We start from the raw sequence: 22,875 nt of genomic DNA on the forward strand, positions 1-22,875 counted from the left end.
GCTTTGTTTTTGATGGGACGATTATTTATTTATATAATGGATTTATTGTGCAAGAAAGAAGGGAGATTATTATGTCACAATCAAATATTGCTCCACAGATCAAATTAATCGCTCTTGATATGGATGGAACCTTGTTGAATTCCAGAGGGGAAATTCCAGATGAAAACCGCAAGGCAATACGGGAGGCGAAGGAAAAAGGGATTGAAGTTATTTTAAGCACGGGAAGATCCAGGCTCACGGCAGGCGATCATGCTGATTCTTTGGAATTGAACTCCTATTTGATCACGGTCAACGGCAGTGAAATATTTGGCCCTGGTGGAGAATTAATCACAAGGACTCCTGTTGATTCTAAAGTAATGGAATGGATGTGGAATTTATCCCAGTCACATAAGACCAAATTCTGGGCAACCAGCTGCGAACAAGTTTGGATGAATGAAATGCCAGAAAATATTCATGACCATGAATGGCTTAAATTTGGATTTGATATATCAGATGATGAGATCAGGGAACTCATTCATAAAGAGCTTCGAACAAAAGGGGACCTGGAAATTACAAATTCCAGCTTAACTAATATTGAGGTAAATGCTCTGGGCATCAATAAAGCCAGAGGTATCCAGAAGGTAACTGAGATTCTTGGCATTTCGATGGAAAATGTAATGGCAATGGGAGACAGCTTAAATGATATTGCCATGATAGAGGAATCTGGCTGGGGAGTAGCAATGGGAAATGCCCAGGATATTGTGAAAGAAACAGCCAATGCTGTTACGGGAACTAATGATGACGCTGGTGTTGCAAAAGCAATCCGAAAGTGGGCTCTCTAAGATTAAAAACCGGCTAACATGCCGGTTTTTGGTTTATTTGGATGCTCTTTTGGCAATTAGAATGGTTTCTTCCAGTGCTATTTCCACATTTCCTTTAATCGCCCTGGAAATCATACAGGATGCTTCAGCTTTTTGCGCCAGCTTTCGCGCAAGTGAATGATCCTTTTCTGTCGCATCAGCTTTTAACAAGATAAGGGGGCGATGAATAATTTTCCTATACGTAATCACTCCTTTGGTTACATCCACAATTCCAATTGATTCCATCGTAAGGTCTTCTTTTTCGAGTTTGCTTCGTTCCATCATGGCTGCCAGGGTAATGATATAACAAGTTGCTGCAGCCCCAAGCAGCATTTCATCCGGATTTGTTCCGATTCCGGGACCTTCCATTTCTGGGGGAATGGAAACCTTTGTTTTCAGCCCTCCAGTCTCAATTTCTCCAACATCATTACGAAGTCCAGGCCAATGTGCTTTTAAATGGAATTGGTGTTCAGCCATTCTTTGATTCCTCCAAGTTATGTATTTCTATTTAAACCTTAAAGAGGAACAGGCAGAATTGCAAGACTTTACAGATTTAACGTTTCAGGCTAAGATGAAATCAGCCAACTTAATAGTTTTACTGCTAGGGGTGCCCGATGCTCGCGGGCTGAGAAAGAAACCGGACTGTTTTTTACCCTTCGGACCTGATCTGGATCATACCAGCGTAGGAAAGTAGTAATTGCGGGGAACGATGTTTTTTCTCTTAGATTATTCAGCCAGGTCCAATTTCGGATCTGGTTTTTATTTTGTTCTCAAAAACAAATGAATTGGCTATCAATAAGGAGGATTTTCTATGAATCTTAACGATCAGATTGTCATTATTACAGGCAGCAGCAGAGGGCTGGGCAAAGAAACAGCAAAAGCATTCGCGAGGGAAGGGGCGAGAGTTGTCATTAACTATTTCCATAGCGAGGAAAAAGCACATGCTCTACAGAAGGAAATTGGCGAAAAAGCCATTGCCATTCGTGCTGATATCCGGGACAGAGGTCAAGTGAAATCAATGTTTCAAAAGGCGAAGGAACACTTTGGAGGCCCCATTACAACCATAGTCAATAATGCACTGGTGAACTTTCAATTTGACCCTATTTCAAAAAAAGATGCAGAAACAATTAAATGGGACGATTACAAAAACCAGCTCGAAGGTGCAATTCTTGGGGCTTTAAACACAGTCCAGGCTGGTCTGGAAGATATGAAAAAACAGGAGTTTGGCAGGATAATCTCGGTTGGGACCAATCTATTCCAGAATCCAGTTGTACCCTACCATGACTATACGACCAGCAAAGCTGCTCTATTAGGCTTCACCAGGAATATGGCGAATGAGCTGGGCCAATATGGGATTACTGCGAATATGGTATCAGGCGGTTTGTTAAGAACGACAGACGCCAGTGCTTCGACATCCGAGGAAGTCTTTGAAATTATCGAAAACTCAACTCCATTAAAAAAAGTCACAGATCCTGCAGAAGTGGCTGATGCAATAGTCTTCTTCGCTTCTCCCTGGGCAAGGGCGGTTACAGGACAGAATTTGGTTGTGGATGGCGGACTAGTTATGAATTAAAGGAGGAATTAATGTGAACATTCAGGAGATTAGCAGCCTATTGGAAAAACTAAGAGATACAAATCCTCTGGTACATAATATCACCAATGTGGTGGTAACCAACTTTACGGCAAATGGCCTTCTGGCTATTGGGGCATCACCAGTGATGGCATATGCACATGAAGAGGCAGCTGACATGGCTAAAATAGCTGGCGCATTGGTTCTCAATATGGGAACACTGACTGAAAAAGAAGTAAAAAGCATGCTCATAGCGGGTAAGTCAGCAAATCAGCATGGAGTGCCGGTCATTTTTGACCCTGTTGGTGTCGGCGCGACGGCCTATCGTACAGAAACAGCTAAAAGACTATTAGAAGAATTAGATATTACCATCATAAGAGGCAATGCAGCAGAAATTGCCAACGCAGCAGGACAGAAATGGAGTATTAAGGGCGTAGATGCAGTTGAAGCAGCAGGGAACACTTCTGAGCTTGCTAAGTCGGCAGCAAAAGAACTTGGTGCAGTCACTGTTATCACAGGAAAACAGGATATCGTTTCAGATGGAAGATCCACATTTGCCATTAACAATGGCCATCCTCTTCTAACGAAAGTAACAGGTGCCGGATGTCTTCTTACTTCTGTAATAGGAGCTTTCGCTGCTGTTGAAAAGGATCCTGTAAAAGCAGCAGCAGCTTCATTGGTCGTTTATGGATCTGCCGCAGAAATTGCAGCAGAAAAATCGGATGGCAAAGGCCCAGGAACTTTCCAAGCAGAGTTTTTGAATAGCTTATATAACATTTCTGCTGCAGATGTTGAAGCATATGGATCTTTTGAAAAAACGATCGGATAGGAGGCTTTTAAATGAAAGTGAATAAAGCTTTAACCATAGCGGGTTCAGATAGCGGCGGCGGCGCGGGCATTCAGGCAGACTTAAAAACATTTCAGGAACTCGGTGTTTTCGGCATGTCTGCTTTGACTGCTGTTACGGCTCAAAACACCAAGGGCGTTCAGGGAGTTTATCCAATGACAGCAGAGGCAGTGTCTGCTCAAATTCAGTCCATAGGAGAGGACCTCAGACCTGACGCTGTAAAGACAGGAATGCTTTTTAGTGCAGATATAATCGAGAGTGTTTCCAATGAAATCGTGAGATACGGATGGAAAAATGTCGTCATAGATCCAGTGATGATTGCAAAGGGAGGAGCAAGTCTTCTTCAGAATGAAGCGATATTAGCGATGAAGAAGCGTCTTATTCCGCTCTCTATGGTGATTACCCCGAATATTCCAGAGGCAGAGGTTTTAACGGACATAAGGATTCGTTCGCTGGAGGATAAAAGAGAAGCAGCAAAAAAGCTGCATCACCTTGGAGCAAAAAATGTCATCATAAAAGGCGGCCATGACGAAGCAAAGGACATAGCAGCAGACCTTCTATTTGACGGAGAAAGTTTTTCGGAATTTAAGAGCAGCAGAATACAAACCGCCAATACACATGGAACAGGCTGCACTTTTTCGGCTGCCATTACCGCTGGCCTCGCAGACGGTCTTTCTGTGCCAGAAGCTGTTGATCGAGCGAAAAAATTCATCCAGGCCGCCATTGAATTTGACTTGGGAATTGGCAGCGGTCATGGTCCTACCAATCACTGGGCGTTCAATAGAAGGAAGAAGGAGACTGAAGTTTATGGCCGTTAATCCGCAGGCAATGAGAAACTTATTAAAAGTATACTTTATAATGGGCAGCACTAATTGCCATCAGGATCCTGAAAAAGTCCTTCAATCGGCCATCAAAGGAGGAATTACGTTATTTCAATTCCGTGAAAAAGGAGCAGGATGCCTTCATGGCAAAGAAAAGGAATCGCTCGCAAAAAAGCTTCAAGCAATCTGCAAAGAGAGCAGTATCCCTTTTATTGTAAATGATGATATCGAATTGGCACTTAAAATAAATGCAGATGGTGTCCATATAGGCCAGGACGATGAACCAGCCGATGCGGTCCGCAGGAAAATTGGCAGCAAAATCCTGGGAGTCTCAGTGCACAGCATGCAGGAAGCGGAAACAGCGATCCGTCAAGGCGCAGATTACCTTGGGATAGGGCCTATTTATCCGACATCCACAAAGGAAGATGCCAAAGCCGTTCAGGGACTTACTTTTTTGACAGAATTAAGATCTGCTCATATCCAAATTCCTGTTGTAGGAATAGGCGGAATTACTCCTGAAAATACACCTCCTATAATTAAGGCAGGGGCTGACGGTGTTTCTGTTATTTCTGCAATCAGCCAGGCGGATTCACCTGAAAAAGCAGCCATACTGTTATATGATGCAGTAAGAGAATAATGTGAAAAATGCCCACTAATTTGGGCATTTTTTATTGTATAGACGTTTGAAATTCTAAGGTTTATCCCAATCTATTGAGGGTAGCTCACTACAAACAATAGAAACAGAGGGATGAACAATTGAAAAAGTGGATGGAATCAGGTCTTTACATTCAAATGGCAGCCGTATTGCTGGTCGTCTATTACGGGTTCATTTCAGGTCTTGTAGCTGCGGAGACCAAAATGACTGAATACGAAGGGGAAATAGATGAGAAATATCGTCTGACTTCGGTTGATAATTACTTAAGCAACTTTAGCACCCATGAAGAATATTGGATACGGCTGGATAATGGCAAATCCTTTGAGCTGACGGCATCATTATATGAAAGTATTAAGCGGGGTGAAAAGATCAAATTAGTGCAGATGAATGCCGGTACCATGATATTCAGGCAATAAAGCAACGCTTATAAAAATAGGCTGCATTTTCTTGTGGATTTGCCGTTCCTGTTACAGTACTTTAACTGTGCAAGTATTGAATTTCCATGGTAATGTTGTAATCAGGCAGATTTTTTAACATAAGGGGATATAATAGCAATGAAACTCGTTTCATGGAATGTGAATGGCATAAGGGCATGTGTGAAAAAAGGATTCATGGATTATTTCAAAGAAGTGGATGCAGACATATTTTGCATTCAGGAATCCAAACTGCAGGAAGGACAGATCGAACTTATACTGGAAGGCTATTACCAATACTGGAATTATGCGATAAAAAAAGGGTATTCCGGTACAGCTGTATTTACAAAGAAAGAGCCGCTTTCTGTCCGCTATGGATTGAATGATGAGGAAACAGAACCTGAAGGCAGGATCCTCACGCTTGAGTATGATGGCTTTTATCTCGTCAATGTCTATACTCCGAATTCACAGCGTGATCTGGCCAGGCTTCCATACCGCCTTGAGTGGGAAGAGCGGATTCGGGAGTATTTATTCGGCCTGGATAAAATTAAGCCTGTGATCATGTGCGGGGACTTAAACGTGGCACATTTCGAAAAAGACTTAAAAAATGCTAAATCCAACAGGGGCAACTCAGGGTTTACGGATGAAGAACGCGGAAAAATGACCAGATTGCTGGGTTCCGGGTTTGTTGATGCATTCCGCTATAAATATCCTGATGCTGAGGGAGCTTATACCTGGTGGTCATATATGGCCAAGGTTAGAGAGCGGAATATCGGCTGGAGGATTGATTACTTTATCGTGTCCGAAAAGCTAAAAGAAAGAATACTAGATTCACAGATTCACTGCGACATTATGGGCAGCGATCATTGCCCGGTAGCGCTTGAATTGGATATGTAAAGCGAAACCCCTGCGGAGATGCAGGGGTTTTGTTTTAGTAAAAAAGGCAATAATTGAATTAACATAATAATAAAGGATTGGTAAAATGAACAAAACACAGATGCTGAAGCTTTTGGTTCTTATTGAAAGAATCTATCCCTCATTTCGGATTAAAAACGAAATCGTTCATTATTATTTTGATTATTGCCGTGATTTCGACTATGAAATGGCTTTGAGCTATATTAAAGGCCATATTAGGATAAGTCCCTATCCGCCATCAATCAGCCATCTTGCATCCACGTGCTCACCGCATTCTTTATCAGCTGAAATGTCAGACAGCAGGAAATGGGAAAAAGAATATGTCCTTGCTGATCATGTGTCTTGATATTTATTTTCATCTATTATTATGGAAAAGCTGATTTTATTTTGTTATAATGCCAGTAAATCTAATAAAAAGGTTTTCTAGGGTTCCGCAGCAGCTGCTGGCCTGGTCCGAGAGAAAACTCATAGCAATATTAGCTATGCCACGGAAGGATAAAAGCCTGGGAGATACTGTTCATCAGATATCTTCCGGGCTTTTTTCTTTTTCCGGGAATACTATTCGTTTAAAAGGGGCTGATTTCATGCAGTGGCTGAAGGTATTTATAGCCGCATTTTTTGAAGTGTTTTGGGTGATTGGTTTAAAGCATTCGGATGATCCATTATCATGGGCAGGGACCATTCTATGCATAGCAGTCAGTTTTTATTTGATGATCATGGCTGGCAAAGTCCTGCCTGTGGGAACGGTTTATGCTGTCTTTGTTGGCTTAGGCACTGCTGGTACAGTTTTATCTGAAATCATATTTTTCGGAGAGCCTTTGAAATTATCTAAAATAATACTGGTTCTTATTTTGTTATTAGGTGTTCTGGGCTTAAAGCTAGTGACAAATGAAGATGAATCAAAAGGAGCTGAAAGTTCATGAGCTGGGTGTTTTTAATTCTGGCTGGCCTTTTTGAAATGACAGGTGTAACCATGATTAACAGCCTGCACAAAAAACGGAATTGGCAATCCTTATTCCTGCTGGTTGGCGGTTTTGGCGCCAGCTTCCTGTTCCTTGCGCTGGCCATGAAAGAGCTGCCAATGGGTACAGCTTATGCGGTCTGGACTGGAATTGGTGCCGCTGGAGGAGCTGTTCTTGGCATGATTCTGTACGGAGAGCCCAAAGATGCCAAACGGATATTTTTTATTGCAATGGTATTAAGTGCAGCAATCGGACTTAAACTGGTATCTTAGATATATAATGGAATTAAAAATTGTATAGGCAGGTAGGAAATGAAGAAAAATAAAATCGTTTTTACAGGGGGCGGCTCTGCCGGGCATGTGACTCCGAATATTGCCATAATAAATGAACTTTCTCAAAAAGAATGGGATATTCACTATATCGGTTCGATAAGAGGAATCGAAAAAGAATTGATTTCTGAGATTAACATACCATATTACGGAATTAGCAGCGGAAAGCTCCGGCGTTACATGGATAAAGAAAATGCAAAAGACTTTTTTCGAGTGTTAAGAGGGATTATCGAAGCTCGAAAGCTGCTCAAAAGATTGAAGCCAAAGCTTGTCTTTTCAAAAGGCGGATTTGTATCGGTGCCTGTTATTATTGCGGCAAGCTCATTAAAAATACCTATTTATATTCATGAAAGTGATCTGACGCCAGGACTTGCAAACAAAATTTCCCAGCGGTTTGCTGACAGGATTTTTACTTCATTTGATGAAGCAGCAGCACATTTTCCTGCGAAAAAGACTAAGGCCATAGGATCTCCGATCAGAAAGGAAATCTTCTCAGGTGATAAGGAGAGAGGGAAGGAGTTTCTTAGGTTTACAGATGAAAAACCAATTATGACTGTAATGGGAGGCAGTCTGGGCGCTAAGAAAATTAATGAAACAATCAGGGCATCCCTTCAGGAGCTGACTGCTATATACCAAATTGTTCATCTTTGCGGCAAAGGGCAGAAGGATGACAGTTTAATAAATGTTAAAGGGTACAGACAATTCGAATACATTAGCAATGAGCTTGCTGATATCCTCGCTGCTACAGATACTGTCGTCACCAGGGGAGGATCAAATGCCATCTTTGAATTCCTGTCTTTAAAAATCCCAATGCTCATCATCCCGCTAACCAAAAAACAAAGCAGGGGAGACCAAATACTAAATGCAGAATCTTTCTTAAAAAAAGGATTCTCGCTTACATTGAAAGAAGAGAACTTAACAAAAGACAGCATGATTGAGTCACTGGATAAACTTGAAAAAAGAAGAGGACAAATCATTAATAACATGCAAGCCTCCCCAATGAGCGATGCACTGACTGTTTTGATAATGGAAATTAACAAACAACGCAAATAATTTTGAGTGCCGTCTTTTATATGATCATGGCGACGGAAATTCAGCCGCACACCAACAAATGGTTGTTATAAAAAACATTTTGGCAGTTCCCCAAAACCATTAATATTCCATAGTAAAAAACAGCAGCCTGTTTACATTAAGAAGGAAATAAAAAGAGGTGACTGCCATAAATTTTGCTTACACTATTGAAACAGAGAAATCCATTGAAGAAGCAATTACAGCATTGGAAATACATTTAAAAGATGAACAGTTTGGTGTGCTTTGGACTTTTGATATTAAAGAAAAGCTTGAAGAAAAAGGCTTTCAATTGGAAGAGGAATTTAAGGTGCTAGAAGTCTGTAACCCGCAGGAGGCTGAGCGGGTACTGAAAGAAGATAAAATTGTTGGATATTTTCTCCCATGTAAAATTGTCGTATATAAAGAAAAAGGGAAAACAAAGATAGGGCTGCCAAGGCCAAGCGCGTTAATAAGCATGATTGATAACCAGAATCTAAAAGAATTGGCTTTAGATATCGAGCAGCGCCTGATTGCCTGTCTGGATAAATCTGTTTAATGCTTTTACGGAAATAAAATAAACATCATCCAAGAGACAAACAGTTAATAATGCTGTTTGTTTTTCTTTTTATGCATTACAATAGAATGGGAATTCTAAATATTATGAAGGTGATTCTATGGATACAAAATTAATTTTAATTGAGGGTCTCCCTGGTTCAGGCAAATCTACTACCGCAAGATTGGTTCATGAAGTTTTGATGCAAAACGGTATTGAATCAGAGCTATTCTGCGAAGGTGATCTGGATCACCCGGCAGATTATGAGAGCGTCGCCTATTTTGAAAACGACCAGTGGCATCGATTGCTTGAAGAATACAGTGCATTCAGAGACCGGATGATTGAAAAAAGTTTTCCGGAAGATACTGGCTATTTAGTGCCGTATAAAAAGATTGGACCTGATATGCCAGACACATTTTATGAGAAAGTATCTAAAAATGATATCTATGAGCTTCCTTTGGAGCAAAATATGAAACTTCTAATCAATAATTGGGAACGATTTTCCAATCGAGCTGCCAGCGGCAAAAAGGTACATATTTTTGAATGCTGTTTTTTACAGAATCCAGTTACAGTCGGTATGATTAAATATGGAGCTCCCCTTACAATGGTTCGGAATTATGTATTAGCATTGGAAAAATCCGTGAAAAAGCTGAATCCGATATTAATTTATGTCAGTCAGGATAACCTTGACTTGTCTTTCAGGAAAGCGATAAATGAACGGCCGCCATCCTGGTCTGAAGGTTTTATCCATTATTATACCGGTCAAGGATATGGTAAGAAAAATCATTTAAGCGGGGCAGAAGGCACTTTAAAGGTTCTTGAAGCCAGGAGGAAGGCTGAAGAGGAAATTTTGAAGGAGCTGTCCATCCGAAAGGCTGTAATCAATAACTCAGCATTCGATGAGAATTCACATAAAGCCGCTTTAGTGAATTTGCTGATAAATCACCTTGCACAGAAAGGGGAAAATTAAGTGCCTTATCAGGAGCATTGTCCTTTTTGCAGACCGCACCAGGACCCTCTTCAACATATCATTTTTGAAAACAGCACTTGTTATTTTCTTCAGCACGATAAAGAACAGGACGTATTGGAGGGCTGTGGGGTCATAGTGCCAAAAGCGCACCATTCCGATGCTTTTCACCTGACGGCGGAAGAGTGGAATGATACATATGAACTTCTGCAAAAAGCCAAGGATTATTTAGATAAAAAGTATGCTCCAGATGGATATACGCTTGGCTGGAATGTGGGCGATGCTTCAAATCAATCCATTCTTCACAGCCACCTGCACGTCATTCCCAGATATAATGATGAACTACACGCAGGAAAAGGGCTCAGGCATTGGCTGAAGCAGCCCGATAATAAAAGAGGGATTCTAAAAAGATAAAAAAACACACAGCGGGACTGTGTGTTTTTAAATTACTGTATTTTCGGCGGATTGCTCTTGACTTCCAGAACATCCAGCATAAACACAAACACTGGTATACCTACGATTAATCCCCAAACACCGAAGAAATGTTCAGAAAAAATCAGGACAATAAAGGTATAAAAGACAGGCAAATCCGTTTTGGAAGACATAAGCTTCGGATTTAAAATATACGCTTCAATGGCGTGGATCACCATAATGACAAGTACTATATAAAATACCTGGATGAATCCGCCGAGAGAATAGGCGATTGTACATAGCGGGACAAGCGAAATGATGACACCCGCAACAGGAATTAATCCCAGCAGGAAAATAAGAATCGACAATCCCATTAGCTGAGGAAAGTCCATGATCCACAGTGCAAGTGTTGTCAGGATGCAATTCACAGTGGCAATGACAAACTGCGCTTCGATTACCTTTCCGAATGTTTGCACAAATTTACTTCCAAAATACTCGATTTCATTATAAAAGTCAGCGATTTTGCTGTGTTTAAATTTCAAGGTGAATTCGATAAGTTTCGGTTTTTCGAGCAGGAAAAACAAACTAAGTATTAGAGACAGCAATACCTGGATGGCAATATGACTAATATCGGAAAAATACTGAAGCAGGAAGGCAAATCCCTGTTCAAGATATTTCGTAATTTCATTTGTTTCGAGCATTTGAACAATATATGTAATTACTATATTGTCATGTTTTTGGGTGTAAAAGCTTTCAACCTGTTTAAACAGCTGTGATATTTCAGATACAATCAAAGGAAGATATTTGATTATCCCTATAGAAAGCAGGCCGATAATTCCCATGTAAAGGGTAATGACAGTCAGTTTTCTATTCAGTTTAAATCTCGAAAGGACAAGCTTCACAAGCCTATCCATCAAAAATGAAAATATGAATGTAATCAGAATTAAATTAATCATGCTCCTCAACAGGTAAAGAGCCAGGACTATAATTCCAAAAATGATGAATCTTTTTATGCCGTTATTATTTAAAAATGATTTAATCGTTTCCAACTTCATTCCTCCACACTTTTTAAGTTTCTTTAAAATTTCAGGAAATGCGGAGATAATTACTCTGGAACATATATGGGATCATATATTGATTACTTCTGTGAATTGCATCGGAGTTTAGTGCCTGAAAATGTGTCCGGTATACTTTATAATAGGTCAGCTTCACCGTTAATTTTACTGGAGCTGCTAAAGTGCTGCTCAAAGCAGGGCTTTTTAGGGCAGGTAAATCAATAACAATGGCATTTCCCTTCAGATGTACATTGAAATCAATCGGCTCCTGGCTTTGCTGCACAGATGAAGACAAACCGGATACAAGCAGGAAAATGCTGAAAAATATGTGTGCCACCTTGTTCATCCTCTTATTATCAATATATTTACTATTTTATAATACTTTTTCATTTAATTATATATCTATTTACAGTCGAAATGGAAAAAATCATTACGCAGAAAGGATGATGATAGTTGGATAGAAAATATGCTGCCATTACAGGCTGTTCCAGCGGGTTTGGAGCCTTGATGGCCATTGAGCTCGCAAAGGATGATTTTCAAGTTATTGCAACAATGAGAAACACGGATAAAAGCAATAAGTTAATGGAGAAAGCTAGACAAGAGGGAGTTCATGAACAGATATCCATTCACGAATTGGATGTCACCTCGTCCTCATCCATTGAAATGTTTAAAAACCTGATCCTTCAATTGCCTTCCATTGATGTTCTAATCAATAATGCCGGCTATGCAGGAGCAGGATTTGCGGAAGAAATACCGCTGGAGGAGTATAGAAATCAATTTGAGACAAATGTTTTTGGAACGTTTGCAGTTACTCAGGCGGTACTGCCATTTATGCGGAAACAAAGAACAGGAACCATCATAAATGTGAGTTCCATAAGCGGAAGAATCGGGTTTCCTGGCTTATCGCCATATGCCGCATCAAAATTTGCTGTAGAGGGATGGAGTGAATCACTTAGACTTGAAATGAAACCGTTTGGCGTAAATGTTGTGCTGATTGAGCCAGGATCCTTCAGGACCGGCATCTGGACAACTGGAAAAAAGATAGCTGAATCATCCTTGAAAAAAGACTCACCTTATTATCCATATATGACAAAAATTCAACATTACCTTGAACAAGGAGAGCCATTTTATGAAGATCCGATAATCGTTGCGAAAAAAGCAGTGAGCATCCTCAGAGAAAAAGAACCTGCACTCAGGTATCCGGCAGGAAAGGGTGTCCGCACAAGAATACGCCTGAAAAACCTTATGAACTGGAAAAGCTGGGAGAAAATCATATTAAAAACTCTCTACAAACAATAATAGTTTTTTTAAAAGTTTTAACTCTAAATTTTATTTAATCTGCTGAGTTGATTGGAGCGGAGAGTACTTGATCCTCGAAAATGCTTATGCATTTTCTTCGTGCGGTGATGATTTACGGAAGACAATTCAATGTACTGCGGGAGGAGAGGGGAATGAGAGATCCCGCAGGCGAACCCGAATAGGCTCTCATTCCTCCCCGCGGAACGTAACGGACATCATTAAAAACTAAACAACAGCCTATCATAAAAATAAAATTAACTTATAAACAAATACCCGGTAATAATTATTCCAACGATAAAAAAAGCAAAAGTCCCTGTAAGAAACGGATTGAAATGAATGAAGAAATCCGCTCTTTCTTCTTCATTCATATGAGTCATCAGATTCAGCTTTGAATCTGCAATCACATTATTTGTCCAGGCATCACCCTGTGAAAAAGCAAATAAGCTGAATGCCAAAAGAATAAAGCTGCTGTAGGCAAGAGTATCAAGCAGAGGAAAGTGAAGAAAAAATGAAATACCTGCTGCTAAAATTGATTCTAAAATAAAAAATAACAATGACCAAACCAGGAACTTTTTTTGTTTAACCATGCATGACCTCCTTTTTTCTTTTTCTTTTATAACGAATAGAATGATAAAAAGTTTCAAAATTTTCCTTTTTATCTTCTTTTTACTTAAGTCCCCAATCTCTGATTAATTTTCTTGCATCTAGAGAAAATAAGAAAACTAATCTTTGATCATCTGGGGGAAATGGAATGAAAAAGGGAATGAAAAAATACTTAATCACGCTGTTATTATTCATAGCCCTGCTGATTGTCTGGAACCAGACGGAAGCTGAAGTATCCGGACCGCCAACCATCCATCTGCGCCTGTTGGAAACCACTGATTTGCATGGGAACATGATTGGTTATGATTACGAAGACCGCAGGAAAACAGTGGAGTTTGGGCTTTCAAGAACGGCCAGCTTGATTAAACAGGCAAGAAATGAGTCGCCTAACTCCCTTCTATTTGATAATGGAGACATTCTTGAAGGGAATGGACTCGATGAATATGCCTATAGAAGCCATCCGCTTGACATGGCTAATGTCCATCCTGTTTTTAAAGCCATGAATACTTTACTTTATGATGCTGCGACAGTGGGAAATCATGAATTTAATTACGGAATTGATTTTATGGAAGAAAGCCTCAGGGGAGCTAACTTTCCTTATGTCAATGCCAATATATATGTTGAAGACAGCAATCAGATCGATGAGGATGATCTGAATTATTTTAATCCCTATACCATCATAGAGAAAGAGGTGACAGATACAGCCGGGGAAAAGCATAAGCTGAAAGTTGGAGTCATCGGCTTTATCACACCGATTGTGGCGGAATGGAATAAAGAGTATTTTCGCGGAAACCTTAAAGTGAAAAATATAAAGGAAACTGCCGAGCATTTTATTCCTATTATGAAAAGTAAAGGGGCAGATATTATTGTGGCTCTTGCCCATACCGGTCTCCAATCTGATAAAGGGCTGGATGAAAAAAAGGGCAATTCAGTCCATGCCCTCAGTAAAGTTAAAGGATTAGATGCCATTCTATTCGGGCACAGCCATTCAGTTTTTCCAGTTAAAGATGAACTGCAGAAGCTGCCTGGAATTGACTTAAAGGCTGGTACCATTAACGGGACTGCTGCTGTCCAGGCTGGATACTGGGGCAATCATCTCGGTCTCATCGATTTGAAAATTGTCTTCCAGGATAGCGAATGGAAAGTTAAAAGCAGTGTTTCGTCGATCAGGCCCGTTTACAGGACAATCAATAAAAAAAGCAGGGAAGTCATACCCGCAGACCCAATAATTGAACAGATTATGAAAAAGGACCATCATGATGCCCTGAATTATTTGAAAAATAAAAAGTAAAAGGCGCCCACTGGACGCCTTTTTCCTATAAAACCGAAAACTCTTCATTTTTCAAGTCAGTAATAAACATATGTCCCGGAGCATGAGTAATCATAATCTCCGGCTTCACATGCATGGCGACTGCCTGAGGGGTAACCCCGCAGGCCCAGAAAACTGGTACTTCTCCTTCCTTAATGGTCACAGAGTCTCCAAAATCAGGATGCTGAATATTGTTAATTCCGATTGCTTCAGGATTTCCAATATGGACAGGAGCCCCATGGACAGATGGGAAGCGGCTTGTCACCTGTACAGCTCTAATCGCTTCCTTCTCTGTCATCGGCCGCATACTCACTACCATAGGGCCTTCAAATTGGCCTGCACCCACACACCCAATATTTGTTTTATACATCGGGACATTCCGATTTTCCTCAATATGGCGGATAGGGATATTATTTTTGAGCAATGCGTCTTCGAACGTAAAACTGCAGCCGATCAGAAATGCTACCATATCATTATTCCAATAAGAGGTTATGTCTGAAAGCTCCTCAACGAGCTCTCCGTTTTTATATACCCTGTATTTTGGCAGGTCGGTTCTAATATCAGCATTTGGAGCTGACAGCATTGGCACCGGTGATCCTGGTTCAGTCACATCGATGATTGGACAGGATTTAGGATTACGCTGGCAAAAGAGCAGAAATTCAAAGGCCAGCTCCTTTGGCAATATAGCCAGATTGGCTTGAATAAAGCCATTTGCCATTCCTGCAGTTGGTTTATCCCAATCCTGGACACGGATCAATCTGCGTGCCTCATCGGGATTCAATTGAAAAGGGGAGTTCATATAAAAATCTCCTTTCATGCTTATTTAAATAGCTCAGGGATTCCATTGATTAATGAATAAACCCCCATGTAAGACATGGCAATCACGATAATGACTCCAAAAATCGTCATCCAAAGAGGATGTTTATAATCGCCGACAATTTTGGTTTTATAAGCAGCAATCAGCATTACACCTAATGCAATTGGGAGAATAAGACCGTTTAAGGAACCAACTAAAACCAATATTTTTACCGGTTTTCCGATCAAAACAAAAACAAATGTAGAAATGGCGATAAAACCGACAATGACCCATTTATGATGTTTCTCGACAGCTGGGCTCAATGTCCGAATGAATGATACCGAAGTATAGGCTGCACCGACAACAGAAGTAATGGCAGCTGCCCACATGACTACTCCAAACATCTTATATCCAATATTGCCTGCTGCCAGCTGAAAGACAGAAGCAGGAGGGTTGGATGGATCGAGTGCTAGGCCCTGTGAAACCACACCTAGTGCTGCAAGGAACAGGAAGATACGCATAATGGATGCGATCCCGATTGCACTGACAGAGCTCTTCGTGACTTCCGGAAGAGCTTCTTTTCCTTTGACTCCAGCATCAATTAAGCGATGCCCGCCAGCGAAGGTAATATAACCGCCAACCGTTCCGCCAACAAGCGTAATAATGGCCAGGATATCAATTTTATCCGGCACAAACGTTTTGACAACAGCTTCACCAACAGGTGGCTGTGCCGTAAACATTACGTAAAGAGTTAATCCAATCATGACAAACCCTAAAATCTGTGTGAAACGGTCCATTAATCTGCCCGCTTCTTTTACAAGGAAGATGCCGATTGCCAAAATTCCGCTTAAAAGGGCGCCCATTTCAGGGGATATGCCGAAAATAACATTTGTACCTAACCCGGCACCGGCAATATTCCCAATATTAAAAGCAAGACCGCCCATGACAATCAGGGCAGCAAGGAAATGACCAAGACCCGGAAGAACATCATTGGCAATATCCTGTGCGCGCTTTTCAGAAACGGCAATGATTCGCCAGATATTCATCTGTGCTCCAATATCAATAATAATAGAAATTAAAATGACAAACCCAAAACTCGCAAGCAGGGTTTCTGTAAATACTGTTGTTTGTGTCAGAAAGCCTGGTCCAATGGCAGAAGTGGCCATAAGGAATGCGGCACCAAGCAGTAGACTGGCATTTGATTGCTTTTTCATTCATTTTCCCCCAATAATTCTATTTGTGGTTATCTGTCGTGCTTTTTTACTTTGCACCAACACTATTAGTCTGATTGAGCTTCATTCGAAATTGCTTATTCAGCTCCAGAGGAACTATACCCCCTGATAAATGCCATTGGCGCTTGCTTATTCGGCTTCAACGGAACTATTCCGGGCGATAAGTGCCATTGGCGCTTGCTTATTCGGCTTCAGCGGAACCATTCCGGGTGATAAGTGCAATTGGCGCTTACTTATTCGGCTTCAACGGAACTATTCCGGGTGATAAGTGACATTGGCGCTTGAATTATTCAGCTTCAAAAGAACTATTCCCGACAGTCGCCAGTGAATGCCTTCACGCTATCTTATCAAAATTCATTTGGACTATTTCAAGCCGATGAGAACATTCGAATCTCTGCAATAAATAGCTTGATTTATACGGTCATTCAGGAGCATATAAGCAGCAGCACCAATTTTACATTATCTCCATTAATACCTATTTTATTTCAAAAACTCGCTGATTTTTGCTACCTGAATTCCCGCTTCATTCAATGCCTTCGGAATGTATTGAGCAAATTCAAGTGCGCTTTCCCCGTCACCATGGATGCATATTGTATTGGCCTCAATGGAAACATCAGTGCCCTGGACAGAATGAACTTTTCCTTCCTTGACCATGCGGATTACCTGATTTACAGCTGCGCTATGATCTGTAATAAGTGCATTGTTTTCCCTTCTTGAAGTGAGGGATCCATCTTCCTGGTATGTACGGTCTGAGAACACTTCATTTGCAGAGCGGAGTCCAAGTTTCCTTCCGGCTTTTACTAATTCACTTCCTGAGAGCCCGAAAAGAATCAGTTCAGGATCCACTTTATAGACCGCTTCTGCGATTGCTTCAGATAACGGTGCGCTTTTTGAGGCCATGTTGAACAATGCACCGTGCGGTTTTACGTGCTGAAGCTTTCCGCCTTCTGATGTAACAAAAGCGTTCAAAGCGCCAATTTGATAAACCACTAAGTCATAAGCTTCCTGAGGGGTTATATTTATATCCCTCCGGCCGAATCCATGCAGATCCTGGAGCCCCGGATGGACACCCAGGCCAACATTCTTCTTTAGTGCCATCTTAACTGTTTTTCGCATGGTCGCAGGGTCGCCGGCATGAAAGCCGCATGCAATATTTGCAGAAGTAATATAATCAAGAATTTCCTCATCGCGCCCCATCTTGTAAGAGCCAAAGCTTTCTCCCATATCACAATTAATGTCTACAATGTGCATCTTAATTTCCTCCTCTGGTTTTTAAAAATATGCCTTGCTTTAATTCCTTTAATTTTATTTCTCTATTAATTAATAACTGCTGAGCCTCTTCATTTGATATTTCTGCAAAACTTAAGGAATCTCCGGGTTTGGCCTGCGCCAGAAGAGGGAGATCGACAGCAGCAACCTGTCCAATTTTTGGGTACCCCCCCGTTGTTTGCCGATCAGCCAGCAATACAATCGGATTTCCATCCGGAGGAACTTGAATGGAACCAAAGTTTACGGCTTCAGATATTTGCTCAGCATGTTCTGATAGCGAAAGGGAAGGGCCATTTAGTCTGTATCCCATCCTGTCCGATTGTGAGGTCACTTCAAAGGCGTGTTTAAAAAGCTGAACCTGGCTTTCCTCAGAAAATAAATCAAATTGGCGGCCCCTTGTTATTCTGATTTCTGCCGCTGTGTCCGGTATTAGTTCTGATGCAATACCCCAGTCGTTTTCAACAAAAGGCCTATTAAGAATCTGTTTTGACAAATACTCCGTTATTTTCAATGACTGGAGAGAGGGTTTGCCGGTTTCCAGCAGGTCTCCTGACTTTAATGCTCTGCCTTTATAGCCGCCAATGCCTGCTCTCAGGTAAGTGGATTTGCTGTTCATTACTTCAGGAACGGCGAATCCGCCAGCAGCAGCCAGATAGGCCCGGCACCCTTTACGGCACCTGCCGAATTTTAGTTCACTGCCTTTTTTCACAAAAAGGGATCTCCATGTTCGAACAGGCTGGCCATTGATGGAAGGGGAAAGGTCCCCGCCGCAAATCGAAATGAGTATATCTTCTTCAAATGTTAGAACTGGACCCATCATCGTTATTTCTAAAACAGGATCATTTTCATCGTTTCCAGCCAGCAGATTGGCCATCCGGTGTGAAAAAGGATCCATAGACCCGCTGGAAATCACGCCATACTTTTGATAGCCGGTTCTCCCAAGGTCCTGGATGCTTGAAAGGAGTCCAGGCTTTAAAACGTTAATCATTGCTCCGTCTCCTCCCAATGATGGTATTCTTCCAGAGTGATTGGCTTGAATTTGATATGGTCGCCTGCTTTCAGGAGGGTAGGGGAGTGATCGGTCGGCCGAAACAATTTAACAGGAGTACGCCCAATCAGCTGCCAGCCTCCTGGCGTCTCAATGGGGTAAATTCCTGTCTGCATCCCGGCAATCCCTACCGTTCTCTCGGGAATCTTTAAACGCGGTGTATCGCGTCTTGGTGCCGCAATTTGTTCTGACATTCCGCCAATAAAAGGGAACCCTGGTGCGAATCCAATCATATAGACCAGATAACTGCCTGAAGAGTGAATTTCAATTACTTCTTCAGGGGTAATCCCATTATGTGCCGCAACAAAATCAAGATCCGGCCCAAATTTCCCGCCATAGCAAACCGGGATCTCAACGATTTGAGGTTCCGGCAAATCATTTTCCTTCAGCTCTTCAATAAGCGGTTTTATCAGTGAACACACGAAATCAAACGGGAGCTGTCCGTTTGAAAGCTGAAAGGCCTCAATTGGATTATAAAAAATGGTTACAGTTGTATAAGCAGGTATGTATTCAATCATCCATTCGGGAGGATGTTTTTCGAGAAAGGCAGTCAGCGACTGAACTTTCTGATGTGTTTCCAGGCTGATTTCTGTCCCAAGCTCAATAAGAACAGCGTCATCCCCCAAGGGGTGTAAAGTGTATCTCATGATTTCACCAGCTTTCATAGTATATTTGTTGACCTGAGGAATAAAATATTATTCGGTAATAATAAATATTCATTTTCGTTCAGAAGAAATACATTCAATATTCTTTCCTAAAAAAAGGTAAAGTCATGTTTTTTAACGCTAGAACGAAAAAATTTATTAGTAAAGTTATATATTTATGCAATGTCCCCAGCTAAAGAATATAATATTCTATAATAGACTGAAAATTCTATTTGTGCAAATTATTCTTTTAGCAGGCGAACCAATATCTTCAAAGTTTATTTGGTCCATCATTTTGGGAATAGAGGAGGTACATTACCATTTAGGGAGAGATCATATTGGAAGAAGCTATAGAAAAAAACTTATCAGAAAGGTTTGAGGCTGCCTTTAACCGTATTCACAAGGCCTTAAAACAATCTGCTAAAAACGCCAGAACAGATAAATTTTATAAACTTATAGAAATACAGAAAAATCATTCGCTGATTCGATTATACGAAGAAGATTTGCACCAGTTTGCAAAGCTGCGAAATGCTATTGTTCATGAAAAAATAGACCTTGATTACTATATTGCGGAGCCTCATTTCAAGACGGTAGAGAAGATTGAAAGAATTGCCGGCTATTTTGAAAAGCCTAAAACCGCCCTCTCCATAGCTGCAACCCCGGTATTTTATTTCTATGAAGATGGCAAGCTAACTGATGTACTGGCCATCATCAACAAATTTTCACACTCCCAATTCCCGATTTACTCGAGAAATGACGAATACTCATGGCTATTAACTTCTGCGGATATCGTGAAATGGATGGCTGAGCACTTTACTGAAGAAACAATCCAGTTGAAAAAGGTGAAAATAAAAGAGCTTTTCAACAAGAAATCAAAACATAAAATCTCTTTTGCCGGCAAGGATACATCTATCTTTGAATTAGAGGATACATTTGAGGAATCCAGAAATAAAAATGAAAAGCTTGAAGGGATCATTGTTACCGAGAATGGAAAGCCGACTGAAAAACCAAAAGGCATGATTACAGCCTGGGACCTCCTGGAAGCCGATTCCGAAAATTAAAACGCAAAAAAGTGCAAGCAATAGCGCACTTTTTTTTGGAATAGTTAAACTTTTTTGCTGTATATATTAAAACCTTCTAAAATGCCAATAAAGATGATAATATTAACTGATAGTTCAATAGCAAAATCCGTGTACACGGTAGAGGTTCTAGCTACCCTCTTTAAAAAACTAAGGAAAACAGGTCTGCTTTCTTAGTGGTCCTGTTTTTCTATTTTAAAGGAGAATATTAATATGAAAAATGATAAAGCGATCGTTGTGTTCAGCGGCGGCCAGGATAGTACAACTTGCTTATTCTGGGCAAAGGAACGTTTTGCAGAAGTGGAAGCAGTCACTTTTAATTATAATCAGCGTCATAAGCTGGAGATAGAATGTGCACAGCAAATAGCAAAAGAGCTGGGGATCAGGCACCATATTCTGGATATGTCCCTATTGAATCAGCTGGCACCAAATGCACTGACCCGGGATGAAATTGAAGTAAAGGACGGAGCGGAAGGCGGGCTGCCATCCACATTTGTGCCTGGGAGAAACCTTTTATTTCTGTCATTTGCAGGTGTCCTGGCCAGTCAGACTAATGCAAAGCATATTATAACCGGGGTGTGTGAAACAGATTTCAGCGGCTATCCTGACTGCAGAGATATGTTTATAAAATCATTGAATGTCACACTTAATCTATCAATGGATGCCCAGTTTGTAATCCATACACCTTTAATGTGGCTTAACAAAGCTGAGACATGGAAGCTGGCAGATGAATTAAATGCCCTTGAATATGTGCGTGAGAAAACCCTGACATGCTATAACGGAATTCCGGCTGATGGCTGCGGTGAGTGTCCTGCATGCCATTTAAGGAAAAATGGCCTTGAAGAATACCTCAAAGAAAAGGAGGAGCTTTAAGCCATGTACGGTTTCAGGATTGTTGAAAAACTGCAGAAAATTAATGAGGATATTAAACCCGATCAGCTGAAATACCATCATAAGCGTGTAATGGTCAGCAAGGAATTCACTTTTGATTCAGCCCATCATCTGCATTGCTATGAAGGCAAATGCAAAAACCTGCATGGGCACACATACAAGGTGATTTTTGGCCTAAGCGGATTCGTGGATAACAGAGGGTTAATGATTGATTTCGGAGACATTAAAGAAATCTGGAAAAACGAAATTGAAATATTCCTTGACCACAAGTATCTGAATGAAACGCTGCCGCCAATGAATACGACCGCAGAGAATATGGTTGTCTGGATTTATGAAAAAATGGCAGAAAGCCTCCAAAACAGAAATGAGCAATATAGCGGTGCAAGAGTCGAATTTGTGCGCCTTTTTGAAACTCCTACAAGCTATGCGGAAGCAAGAAGGGAGTGGATGGAGGTTGAGTAAAGTTCCTGTTCTCGAGATATTTGGGCCGACCATTCAGGGTGAAGGGATGGTGATCGGCCAGAAAACGATGTTCGTCCGTACAGCAGGATGTGATTATTCGTGCAGCTGGTGTGATTCCTCCTTTACCTGGGATGGAAGTGCAAAAGACAGCATCCGCCAGATGGAGCCGGATGAAATCTGGAAGGAGCTCAAAGAGCTTGGCGGCGATGGATTTTCCTTTGTGACAATATCCGGAGGTAATCCTGCTCTTTTAAAAAATTTGAGTGAATTCATTTCTTTGCTGAAAGCGGAGAAAATTAAGATTTGCCTGGAAACTCAGGGAAGCCGATGGCAGGATTGGTTTTATGAAATTGATGAACTGACCCTTTCCCCAAAACCGCCAAGCTCAGGCATGGATACAGACTTTGATGTTCTCGATTATATTGTGAATAATCTTCAGACCAAAAGAAAGGCTGGCCAGCAGTTCTCACTGAAGATTGTTGTTTTTGATGATAAGGATTATGAGTATGCAAAAAACGTTCATAAGCGCTATCCCGGTGTTCCGTTTTATCTGCAGGTGGGAAATGATGATACCGTTACAGCTGATGATCGAAATTTGCTGCAGAGATTGCTTGACAAATATGATTGGCTAATTGAAAAAACGATACATGACAGTGATTTGAAGGATGTGAAAGTACTTCCGCAGCTGCATACCTATGTATGGGGCAATAAGCGCGGAGTATAACATAAATAAACCCCGCATCAAAGGATGCGGGGTTTATTTATGTTAAGTATATACAACAATTTATGTCAGATTCCGGGAAATATATGATATTATACGTTTGAACTTAACATTACATAAGTGCTGTAAATTTCG

Annotated in this window: 29 protein-coding genes and 3 riboswitches; of the genes, 20 read left to right on the forward strand and 9 right to left on the reverse strand. The window is 41.0% G+C overall.

Annotated elements, in window-relative coordinates; translation table 11 throughout:
- Positions 1–71 precede the first annotated feature (71 nt).
- Complete coding sequence (locus ACEQ1T_RS09330) at positions 72–821, forward strand: Cof-type HAD-IIB family hydrolase (protein WP_206839659.1); 750 nt, start codon at positions 72–74, stop codon at positions 819–821.
- 33 nt (positions 822–854) lie between these two features.
- On the opposite strand, the gene ACEQ1T_RS09335 is transcribed toward ACEQ1T_RS09330, so the two are convergent.
- Positions 855–1,316: an OsmC family protein gene (locus ACEQ1T_RS09335; protein WP_370222622.1), complete on the reverse strand. Its 462-nt coding sequence runs from the start codon at positions 1,314–1,316 to the stop codon at positions 855–857.
- A gap of 116 nt (positions 1,317–1,432) precedes the next feature.
- Positions 1,433–1,545, forward strand: a riboswitch (TPP riboswitch).
- A 105-nt stretch (positions 1,546–1,650) separates the two neighbouring features.
- Between ACEQ1T_RS09335 and ACEQ1T_RS09340 the strand changes: the two genes are divergently transcribed.
- The 13 genes from ACEQ1T_RS09340 to ACEQ1T_RS09400 all read left to right on the forward strand — a co-directional run bounded on the left by ACEQ1T_RS09340 (position 1,651) and on the right by ACEQ1T_RS09400 (position 10,335).
- Positions 1,651–2,412, forward strand: a complete 762-nt coding sequence (locus ACEQ1T_RS09340; RefSeq protein ID WP_370222623.1) for a 3-oxoacyl-ACP reductase — start codon at positions 1,651–1,653, stop codon at positions 2,410–2,412.
- 13 nt (positions 2,413–2,425) lie between these two features.
- On the forward strand, positions 2,426–3,238 hold the full coding sequence (gene thiM, locus ACEQ1T_RS09345; protein WP_370222624.1) for a hydroxyethylthiazole kinase: 813 nt from the start codon (positions 2,426–2,428) through the stop codon (positions 3,236–3,238).
- Between the two features lie 11 nt (positions 3,239–3,249).
- On the forward strand, positions 3,250–4,074 hold the full coding sequence (gene thiD, locus ACEQ1T_RS09350; RefSeq protein WP_370222626.1) for a bifunctional hydroxymethylpyrimidine kinase/phosphomethylpyrimidine kinase: 825 nt from the start codon (positions 3,250–3,252) through the stop codon (positions 4,072–4,074).
- Entirely contained in the window at positions 4,064–4,714 is a 651-nt protein-coding gene (gene thiE, locus ACEQ1T_RS09355; protein ID WP_370222628.1) for a thiamine phosphate synthase, read from the forward strand. The genes thiD and thiE overlap by 11 nt, the downstream gene beginning before the upstream one ends.
- 119 nt (positions 4,715–4,833) lie before the next feature.
- Positions 4,834–5,148 carry a hypothetical protein gene (locus ACEQ1T_RS09360; RefSeq protein ID WP_035330901.1) on the forward strand — a complete coding sequence of 105 codons (315 nt, stop codon included), beginning with the start codon at positions 4,834–4,836 and terminating at the stop codon, positions 5,146–5,148.
- A gap of 138 nt (positions 5,149–5,286) precedes the next feature.
- Positions 5,287–6,042: an exodeoxyribonuclease III gene (gene xth, locus ACEQ1T_RS09365; RefSeq protein WP_370222630.1), complete on the forward strand. Its 756-nt coding sequence runs from the start codon at positions 5,287–5,289 to the stop codon at positions 6,040–6,042.
- Positions 6,043–6,127: 85 nt separating this feature from the next.
- Entirely contained in the window at positions 6,128–6,406 is a 279-nt protein-coding gene (locus tag ACEQ1T_RS09370) for a hypothetical protein (RefSeq protein ID WP_370222632.1), read from the forward strand.
- Positions 6,407–6,472: 66 nt separating this feature from the next.
- Positions 6,473–6,572, forward strand: a riboswitch (guanidine-I (ykkC/yxkD leader).
- Positions 6,573–6,644: 72 nt separating this feature from the next.
- A complete protein-coding gene (locus ACEQ1T_RS09375) occupies positions 6,645–6,983 on the forward strand; it encodes a multidrug efflux SMR transporter (RefSeq protein WP_370222634.1) in 339 nt (112 codons plus the stop codon).
- Complete coding sequence (locus ACEQ1T_RS09380; RefSeq protein ID WP_206839671.1) at positions 6,980–7,294, forward strand: multidrug efflux SMR transporter; 315 nt, start codon at positions 6,980–6,982, stop codon at positions 7,292–7,294. The genes ACEQ1T_RS09375 and ACEQ1T_RS09380 overlap by 4 nt, the downstream gene beginning before the upstream one ends.
- Positions 7,295–7,333: 39 nt before the next feature.
- The gene (locus ACEQ1T_RS09385; RefSeq protein ID WP_370222636.1) at positions 7,334–8,404 is read left to right on the forward strand and encodes an undecaprenyldiphospho-muramoylpentapeptide beta-N-acetylglucosaminyltransferase; all 1,071 of its coding nucleotides are present in this window, start codon (positions 7,334–7,336) and stop codon (positions 8,402–8,404) included.
- Positions 8,405–8,561: 157 nt separating this feature from the next.
- Complete coding sequence (locus ACEQ1T_RS09390) at positions 8,562–8,957, forward strand: DUF302 domain-containing protein (protein ID WP_370222638.1); 396 nt, start codon at positions 8,562–8,564, stop codon at positions 8,955–8,957.
- A gap of 118 nt (positions 8,958–9,075) precedes the next feature.
- Positions 9,076–9,924, forward strand: a complete 849-nt coding sequence (locus ACEQ1T_RS09395; RefSeq protein ID WP_370222639.1) for a hypothetical protein — start codon at positions 9,076–9,078, stop codon at positions 9,922–9,924.
- On the forward strand, positions 9,925–10,335 hold the full coding sequence (locus ACEQ1T_RS09400) for an HIT family protein (RefSeq protein WP_370222640.1): 411 nt from the start codon (positions 9,925–9,927) through the stop codon (positions 10,333–10,335).
- Between the two features lie 32 nt (positions 10,336–10,367).
- Here ACEQ1T_RS09400 and ACEQ1T_RS09405 read toward each other — a convergent pair whose 3' ends face one another.
- Complete coding sequence (locus ACEQ1T_RS09405) at positions 10,368–11,381, reverse strand: AI-2E family transporter (RefSeq protein WP_244671162.1); 1,014 nt, start codon at positions 11,379–11,381, stop codon at positions 10,368–10,370.
- Positions 11,382–11,418: 37 nt separating this feature from the next.
- Positions 11,419–11,724 carry a hypothetical protein gene (locus ACEQ1T_RS09410; protein ID WP_370222642.1) on the reverse strand — a complete coding sequence of 102 codons (306 nt, stop codon included), beginning with the start codon at positions 11,722–11,724 and terminating at the stop codon, positions 11,419–11,421.
- A gap of 116 nt (positions 11,725–11,840) precedes the next feature.
- On the opposite strand from ACEQ1T_RS09410, the gene ACEQ1T_RS09415 reads away from it, so the two are divergent.
- Positions 11,841–12,686, forward strand: coding sequence for an SDR family oxidoreductase (locus tag ACEQ1T_RS09415; protein ID WP_206839683.1), 846 nt, complete (start codon positions 11,841–11,843; stop codon positions 12,684–12,686).
- 254 nt (positions 12,687–12,940) lie between these two features.
- Here ACEQ1T_RS09415 and ACEQ1T_RS09420 read toward each other — a convergent pair whose 3' ends face one another.
- Positions 12,941–13,273 carry a hypothetical protein gene (locus ACEQ1T_RS09420; RefSeq protein ID WP_370222644.1) on the reverse strand — a complete coding sequence of 111 codons (333 nt, stop codon included), beginning with the start codon at positions 13,271–13,273 and terminating at the stop codon, positions 12,941–12,943.
- 164 nt (positions 13,274–13,437) lie between these two features.
- Here ACEQ1T_RS09420 and ACEQ1T_RS09425 point away from each other — a divergent pair, with 164 nt between their 5' ends.
- A complete protein-coding gene (locus ACEQ1T_RS09425) occupies positions 13,438–14,580 on the forward strand; it encodes a metallophosphoesterase (protein ID WP_370222645.1) in 1,143 nt (380 codons plus the stop codon).
- Between the two features lie 25 nt (positions 14,581–14,605).
- On the opposite strand, the gene ACEQ1T_RS09430 is transcribed toward ACEQ1T_RS09425, so the two are convergent.
- The 5 genes from ACEQ1T_RS09430 to pxpB form a co-directional block, all read right to left on the reverse strand.
- A complete protein-coding gene (locus tag ACEQ1T_RS09430; RefSeq protein WP_370222647.1) occupies positions 14,606–15,397 on the reverse strand; it encodes a putative hydro-lyase in 792 nt (263 codons plus the stop codon).
- A 20-nt stretch (positions 15,398–15,417) separates the two neighbouring features.
- Positions 15,418–16,608: an NRAMP family divalent metal transporter gene (locus ACEQ1T_RS09435; protein ID WP_206839686.1), complete on the reverse strand. Its 1,191-nt coding sequence runs from the start codon at positions 16,606–16,608 to the stop codon at positions 15,418–15,420.
- A 498-nt stretch (positions 16,609–17,106) separates the two neighbouring features.
- On the reverse strand, positions 17,107–17,877 hold the full coding sequence (locus ACEQ1T_RS09440; protein WP_370222649.1) for a LamB/YcsF family protein: 771 nt from the start codon (positions 17,875–17,877) through the stop codon (positions 17,107–17,109).
- Between the two features lies 1 nt (position 17,878).
- Positions 17,879–18,883 (reverse strand): biotin-dependent carboxyltransferase family protein, encoded by a 1,005-nt coding sequence (locus tag ACEQ1T_RS09445; protein ID WP_370222651.1) that lies wholly within the window; start codon positions 18,881–18,883, stop codon positions 17,879–17,881.
- Positions 18,880–19,590, reverse strand: coding sequence for a 5-oxoprolinase subunit PxpB (gene pxpB, locus ACEQ1T_RS09450; RefSeq protein WP_370222652.1), 711 nt, complete (start codon positions 19,588–19,590; stop codon positions 18,880–18,882). Before pxpB ends, ACEQ1T_RS09445 begins: the two co-directional genes overlap by 4 nt.
- Before the next feature lie 335 nt (positions 19,591–19,925).
- On the opposite strand from pxpB, the gene ACEQ1T_RS09455 reads away from it, so the two are divergent.
- The 4 genes from ACEQ1T_RS09455 to queE all read left to right on the forward strand — a co-directional run bounded on the left by ACEQ1T_RS09455 (position 19,926) and on the right by queE (position 22,743).
- Positions 19,926–20,648, forward strand: coding sequence for a CBS domain-containing protein (locus ACEQ1T_RS09455; RefSeq protein WP_370222654.1), 723 nt, complete (start codon positions 19,926–19,928; stop codon positions 20,646–20,648).
- A gap of 135 nt (positions 20,649–20,783) precedes the next feature.
- Positions 20,784–20,826, forward strand: a riboswitch (PreQ1 riboswitch).
- Between the two features lie 32 nt (positions 20,827–20,858).
- Entirely contained in the window at positions 20,859–21,539 is a 681-nt protein-coding gene (gene queC / locus ACEQ1T_RS09460; protein WP_312886191.1) for a 7-cyano-7-deazaguanine synthase QueC, read from the forward strand.
- 3 nt (positions 21,540–21,542) lie between these two features.
- Entirely contained in the window at positions 21,543–22,019 is a 477-nt protein-coding gene (queD, locus tag ACEQ1T_RS09465) for a 6-carboxytetrahydropterin synthase QueD (RefSeq protein ID WP_370222656.1), read from the forward strand.
- Complete coding sequence (gene queE, locus ACEQ1T_RS09470) at positions 22,012–22,743, forward strand: 7-carboxy-7-deazaguanine synthase QueE (protein WP_206839696.1); 732 nt, start codon at positions 22,012–22,014, stop codon at positions 22,741–22,743. The genes queD and queE overlap by 8 nt, the downstream gene beginning before the upstream one ends.
- Positions 22,744–22,875: the final 132 nt, after the last annotated feature.

The sequence above is a fragment of the Cytobacillus sp. genome (assembly GCF_964223445.1).
Lineage (GTDB): Bacteria > Bacillota > Bacilli > Bacillales > Cytobacillaceae > Cytobacillus.

Excerpts from the sequence above, each read along its gene's own strand:
- ACEQ1T_RS09395 (WP_370222639.1), top strand. The coding sequence starts at position 9,076 with ATGGATACAAAATTAATTTTAATTGAGGGTCTCCCTGGTTCAGGCAAA.
- queD (WP_370222656.1), top strand. The coding sequence starts at position 21,543 with ATGTACGGTTTCAGGATTGTTGAAAAACTGCAGAAAATTAATGAGGAT.
- ACEQ1T_RS09340 (WP_370222623.1), top strand. The coding sequence starts at position 1,651 with ATGAATCTTAACGATCAGATTGTCATTATTACAGGCAGCAGCAGAGGG.
- ACEQ1T_RS09375 (WP_370222634.1), top strand. The coding sequence starts at position 6,645 with ATGCAGTGGCTGAAGGTATTTATAGCCGCATTTTTTGAAGTGTTTTGG.
- ACEQ1T_RS09440 (WP_370222649.1), bottom strand. The coding sequence starts at position 17,877 with ATGCACATTGTAGACATTAATTGTGATATGGGAGAAAGCTTTGGCTCT.
- ACEQ1T_RS09330 (WP_206839659.1), top strand. The coding sequence starts at position 72 with ATGTCACAATCAAATATTGCTCCACAGATCAAATTAATCGCTCTTGAT.
- ACEQ1T_RS09435 (WP_206839686.1), bottom strand. The coding sequence starts at position 16,608 with ATGAAAAAGCAATCAAATGCCAGTCTACTGCTTGGTGCCGCATTCCTT.
- ACEQ1T_RS09430 (WP_370222647.1), bottom strand. The coding sequence starts at position 15,397 with ATGAACTCCCCTTTTCAATTGAATCCCGATGAGGCACGCAGATTGATC.
- pxpB (WP_370222652.1), bottom strand. The coding sequence starts at position 19,590 with ATGAGATACACTTTACACCCCTTGGGGGATGACGCTGTTCTTATTGAG.
- ACEQ1T_RS09385 (WP_370222636.1), top strand. The coding sequence starts at position 7,334 with ATGAAGAAAAATAAAATCGTTTTTACAGGGGGCGGCTCTGCCGGGCAT.
- ACEQ1T_RS09380 (WP_206839671.1), top strand. The coding sequence starts at position 6,980 with ATGAGCTGGGTGTTTTTAATTCTGGCTGGCCTTTTTGAAATGACAGGT.
- ACEQ1T_RS09445 (WP_370222651.1), bottom strand. The coding sequence starts at position 18,883 with ATGATTAACGTTTTAAAGCCTGGACTCCTTTCAAGCATCCAGGACCTT.
- ACEQ1T_RS09370 (WP_370222632.1), top strand. The coding sequence starts at position 6,128 with ATGAACAAAACACAGATGCTGAAGCTTTTGGTTCTTATTGAAAGAATC.
- ACEQ1T_RS09420 (WP_370222644.1), bottom strand. The coding sequence starts at position 13,273 with ATGGTTAAACAAAAAAAGTTCCTGGTTTGGTCATTGTTATTTTTTATT.
- xth (WP_370222630.1), top strand. The coding sequence starts at position 5,287 with ATGAAACTCGTTTCATGGAATGTGAATGGCATAAGGGCATGTGTGAAA.
- thiD (WP_370222626.1), top strand. The coding sequence starts at position 3,250 with ATGAAAGTGAATAAAGCTTTAACCATAGCGGGTTCAGATAGCGGCGGC.
- thiE (WP_370222628.1), top strand. The coding sequence starts at position 4,064 with ATGGCCGTTAATCCGCAGGCAATGAGAAACTTATTAAAAGTATACTTT.
- ACEQ1T_RS09335 (WP_370222622.1), bottom strand. The coding sequence starts at position 1,316 with ATGGCTGAACACCAATTCCATTTAAAAGCACATTGGCCTGGACTTCGT.
- ACEQ1T_RS09425 (WP_370222645.1), top strand. The coding sequence starts at position 13,438 with ATGAAAAAGGGAATGAAAAAATACTTAATCACGCTGTTATTATTCATA.